Source organism: Paracoccus marcusii (assembly GCF_006151785.1).
In the GTDB taxonomy this organism is placed as follows: Bacteria; Pseudomonadota; Alphaproteobacteria; order Rhodobacterales; family Rhodobacteraceae; genus Paracoccus; species Paracoccus marcusii.
The window spans coordinates 1-4213 of the sequence record NZ_VDDD01000194.1; the positions used below are offsets into that span (position 1 = coordinate 1).

Annotated in this window: 5 protein-coding genes; 4 read left to right on the forward strand and 1 reads right to left on the reverse strand. The window is 71.4% G+C overall.

Annotated features, from left to right (window positions below):
* Positions 1-677 (reverse strand): transcription antitermination factor NusB (locus tag FHD68_RS17835; protein WP_280115186.1); only part of this gene is annotated, 677 nt, incomplete at its 3' end.
* Between the two features lie 72 nt (positions 678-749).
* On the opposite strand from FHD68_RS17835, the gene FHD68_RS17840 reads away from it, so the two are divergent.
* The 4 genes from FHD68_RS17840 to FHD68_RS17855 form a co-directional block, all read left to right on the forward strand.
* Complete coding sequence (locus tag FHD68_RS17840) at positions 750-926, forward strand: DUF1674 domain-containing protein (RefSeq protein WP_042251299.1); 177 nt, start codon at positions 750-752, stop codon at positions 924-926.
* Positions 927-2255, forward strand: a complete 1329-nt coding sequence (locus tag FHD68_RS17845; RefSeq protein ID WP_045982477.1) for an amidase — start codon at positions 927-929, stop codon at positions 2253-2255.
* Positions 2256-2340: 85 nt separating this feature from the next.
* A complete protein-coding gene (locus FHD68_RS17850) occupies positions 2341-3540 on the forward strand; it encodes an aminotransferase class I/II-fold pyridoxal phosphate-dependent enzyme (RefSeq protein ID WP_127897436.1) in 1200 nt (399 codons plus the stop codon).
* Between the two features lie 4 nt (positions 3541-3544).
* Positions 3545-4213, forward strand: a 669-nt coding sequence (locus tag FHD68_RS17855; protein ID WP_208863810.1) for a DNA translocase FtsK 4TM domain-containing protein, incomplete at its 3' end; no start/stop codon positions are given.

The window sequence follows — 4213 nt, forward strand, 5'->3', positions numbered from 1 at the left end:
CGCGGGGCCAGCAGGCGCGCGGGCAGGGCCGCGGCGGCGTCCTGGACCCACCACTGGCCCTCATCGAACCCCGGCAGGGCGGTCACCTGCACCGGACCCTGCAGGCGCCACGACCCGGTGGGCAGCGCATCGGCGCCCGGCACCGGGTCCGCGCCGGGCTTCATCGTCAGGTCCAGGGGCGCGCCGCGCTGATGGGCGGCCTCGATGGCGGTCATCACCGCGTCGCCGTAAGCCTCGACCAGCGGGCCGCGCAGCCATTCGGGCAAGGGTTGCGGGGCTAGGTCGGCCCAGCCCTGATACGCCCCCGCCTTGCGCAGGACCGCGTTGACCATGCCCGCCGCCGCCTGGCCGCGCGCGCCCAGCGTGCGGGTCAGGTCGACCGCCGCACCCACGACGCCGTGGGCAGGGGCGCCCAGCTCCAGCATCTCGACCACGGCCAGGCGCAGCACGTCGGCGATCTGGGGGGCGGGCCTGCGGTTCACGAAGGCGTCGATCACCACGTCCGCGCGACCCTGATGGCGCAACGTCTCGGCCGCCAGCCGGGCCGCCCGGGCCTGTTCGGCAACCGGCAGCGCGCGCAGGCTGCCGGACTGGTCCGACAGGGACCGCCCGTCGCGAACGCCCTGGATCAATCGCAATGCGCCCTTGCGCGCCATATCGCCGCCCGGCTTTGCCAAAACGCTTTCCTTTGCCTAAGTGATGTTCAACACTGTTCCGCGACCCCTTACGCCCATTCGGAGGATCTTTCCATGAGCGATGACACCCCCGCCCTGCCCGCCGCCGCACAGCGCGCCCTGGCCGAGGCCGAGGCCCGCAGGAAACAGCAGGCCGGCCAGATCCTGCCGGTCGAATACGGCGGGCGCGACGGGCCGGAGCCGGTCCGCTATGGCGACTGGGAAAAGGGCGGAATCGCGGTGGATTTCTGAATGGACTGGTTGCGGGCATCGGCCACCCAGCAGGGCCGCGCCATCATGGCGGGGGTCCTGGACCCCATCGACCAGACCGAGGCCTATCTGGCCGCCGCGAAGGATCACCCCGACTGCGCGCGCATCTATGCCCGCCTGACCGCCGCCCGCGCCCGGTCCGAGGCCGTGGCCGCCCATGACCGCGCGAAACAGGAACGCCGCCACAGCCTGCTGGACGGCGTGGCCATCAGCTGGAAGGACAACATCGACAGCGGCGGCACCGTGACCGAGGCCGGATCGCGCCTGCTGGAGGGGCGCGTGCCGCGCAAGGACGCCAACATCCTGGCGCGCGCGGCCCGTCGTGGCATGGTCTGCCTGGGCAAGACCCACATGACCGAACTGGCGTTTTCCGGGCTGGGGCTCAACCCGCGCACGGCGACGCCGCCCAATGCGCTGGACCCGGACCTGGCGCCGGGGGGCTCTTCATCCGGGGCGGCGGTGTCGGTGGCGCTGGGGCTGGCGGCAGCGGCGGTTGGCACCGACACGGGCGGGTCCGTCCGCGTGCCCGCGGCCTGGAACGGGCTGGTGGGGTTCAAGCCCACGCATGGCGCGCTGCCCGAAAAGGGCGTGGTGCCCTTGGCGCGCAGGTTCGACATCGCGGGCCCCATCGCCCGCAGCGTCGAGGACTGTGCTCAGATCTTTGCGATCATGGCCGACCAGCGGGCCCCCGACCTGGACGGCGCCAGCGTGCAGGGCCTGCGCCTGATGGTGCTGGAGGGGCTGCCCTTCGACGACGCCGAATCCGGGCCGGTGACGGCGTTCCAGGACGCGGTAGATAGGCTGGGTCGGGCCGGTGCGCAGATCGCGCACGTCTCGACCGACTGGCTGGACAAGGCCATGGCCCTGTCGCCGCAGCTGTTCGCCCCCGAGGCCTATGGCATCTGGCGCGCCCAGATCGAGGATGCGCCGGAACTGATGTGGCAGCCCATCCTGGAGCGGTTCCGCGGCGGGGCAGGGGTCAGCGCGCCCGACTATGTCGCGGCATGGGAAAGCCTGGCCCGCGTGCGCCGCAAGTGGATCAAGGAGGTCGTCGGCGGATACGACGCCGTGCTGCTGCCGACGGTGCCGATCCTGCCGCCCGCGACCCAACGGCTGATGACCGACGGGTCGGAATTCGTGCGCGCCAACCTGCTGACCCTGCGCAACACCCGGATCGCGAACCTGCTGGGCCTGCCCGCGATCACCCTGCCCACCGGGCACCCGGCCTGCGGGATCAGCCTGCTGGGCCATGCCGGTCAGGACCGGCATCTGCTGCGCGTGGCGGCGGGGGCCGAGGCCGCACTGGCGTGACCGGGTCTTTGCTGGACGCAAGGCCCGGATCACGCTAATGTTTCCGCCAAGGAACGGGGCGCAGACCCCGAAAAGCGAGGCAGAGATGGCATTCCCCGAGCGGTTCTCGAACCTGCCGGACTACGCGTTCCCGCGTTTGCGGGCGCTGTTGTCGGATATCGAGCCGGGGCTGGCCCCCGGCGAATCCCCCATGATCCTGACCATCGGAGAGCCCCGCCACCCGATGCCCGGTTTCGTGGCGCAGGTGATGGCCGACAGCCTGCCCGAACTGGCGAAATACCCCCCGAACGAGGGCGCGCCCGAACTGCTGTCGGCGATCGGGGGCTGGCTGGACCGCCGCTATGGCCTGGAGGTTTCACCTGACCGGCTGATGGTGCTGAACGGCACGCGCGAGGGGCTGTTCAACGCGGCCCTGGCCCTGTGCCCCGAGACCAAGGCCGGCCAGCAGCCGATCGTGCTGGTGCCGAACCCGTTCTATCAGGTCTATGCGGTCGCCGCCGCCGCTGTGCAGGCGCAGGCGCTGTTCGTGCCGGCCACGCCCGCCACGGGCAACTTGCCCGATTACGCGGGGCTGGACCCGGCGCTGCTGGACCGGGTGGCGCTGGCCTATCTGTGTTCGCCCGCCAACCCGCAGGGGGCGGTGGCCGACCGCGATTACCTGGAAACGCTGGTGACCTTGGCCGAAAGGCACGATTTCCTGATCCTGGCCGACGAATGCTATTCCGAGATCTGGCGCGATGCGCCCCCGCCGGGTGCCCTGCAGGTCGCGACCGCGATGGGCCTGCCCGACCGGGTGGTGATGTTCAATTCGCTGTCCAAGCGGTCGAACCTGCCCGGCCTGCGGTCGGGCTTCGCCGCGGGCGGCCGCGCCCAGATCGCCCAGATGCGGCGGCTGCGCAACTATGCGGGCGCGCCGCTGCCGCTGCCGGTGCAGCGCGTCAGCACCGCCGCCTGGTCGGACGAGGATCACGTGGCCGCCAGCCTGGCGCTGTATCAACAGAAATACCGCATCGCAGACGAAATCCTGGGCGACATTCCCGGCTATCTGCCGCCGGAGGGCGGGTTCTTTCTGTGGCTGCCGGTGGCCGACGGCGAACAGGCCGCGCGGACGCTGTGGGCGCAGGCGGGCATCCAGGTGCTGCCCGGCGCCTATCTGTCGCGCGACGTGGACGGGATCAATCCCGGCGCGGGCTTCATCCGGGTGGCGCTGGTGGCCGATGCCGACCAGACGCGCGCCGCGCTGACCCGCCTGCGGGCGGTCCTATATGACGAAACGGGGGGCTGAGATCATGGCAAGCTGGCAGGCGAAACACCGCGACCCGCTGTTCGACCAGTCGACCCAGGCCGCCCTGGAACGACGCGGCAAGGAGGCCATCGGCGCAGGGCTGATCGTGCTGGGCATCCTGATCGCGATGATGCTGGGCAGCTGGTCGCCCGACGATCCCAGCTTCGGGTCGGCCACCGACGCGCCGGCGCAGAACATGCTGGGCGGGATCGGGGCGATGATCGCCTCGGCGCTGATCATGATCGCGGGCATGGGGGCCTGGATGCTGGTCGTCGCGGCCTGGGTCTGGGGCCTGCGCATGATGCTGCACAAGGGCGAGGAGCGCCTGATGCGCGGCATCTTCACCCCGATCGCCGTGGCCTTGGTGTCGATCTATGCCAGCACGCTGATCCCCGGCCCCGAATGGCAGCAGAATTACGGCCTGGGCGGCCATTTCGGCGACATGGTGATGGGTGCGATGCTGAACCTGCTGCCGATGAAGGCACAGCTGGGCATCCGCCTGGCGGCGCTGCTGGTCGCGGTGGCCGTGGTCGCGGCGGCGGCCTTCGTCCTGGGTTTCGACCGGACAGAGGTCGCGGCCCTGTGGCTGCGGTTCCGGCAGGGGCTGGCGACGGCGCTGCACGGGACGGTTCTGGCGGGATCGGCCGCCGCCGGCGCGGCGCAGCGCCTGCGC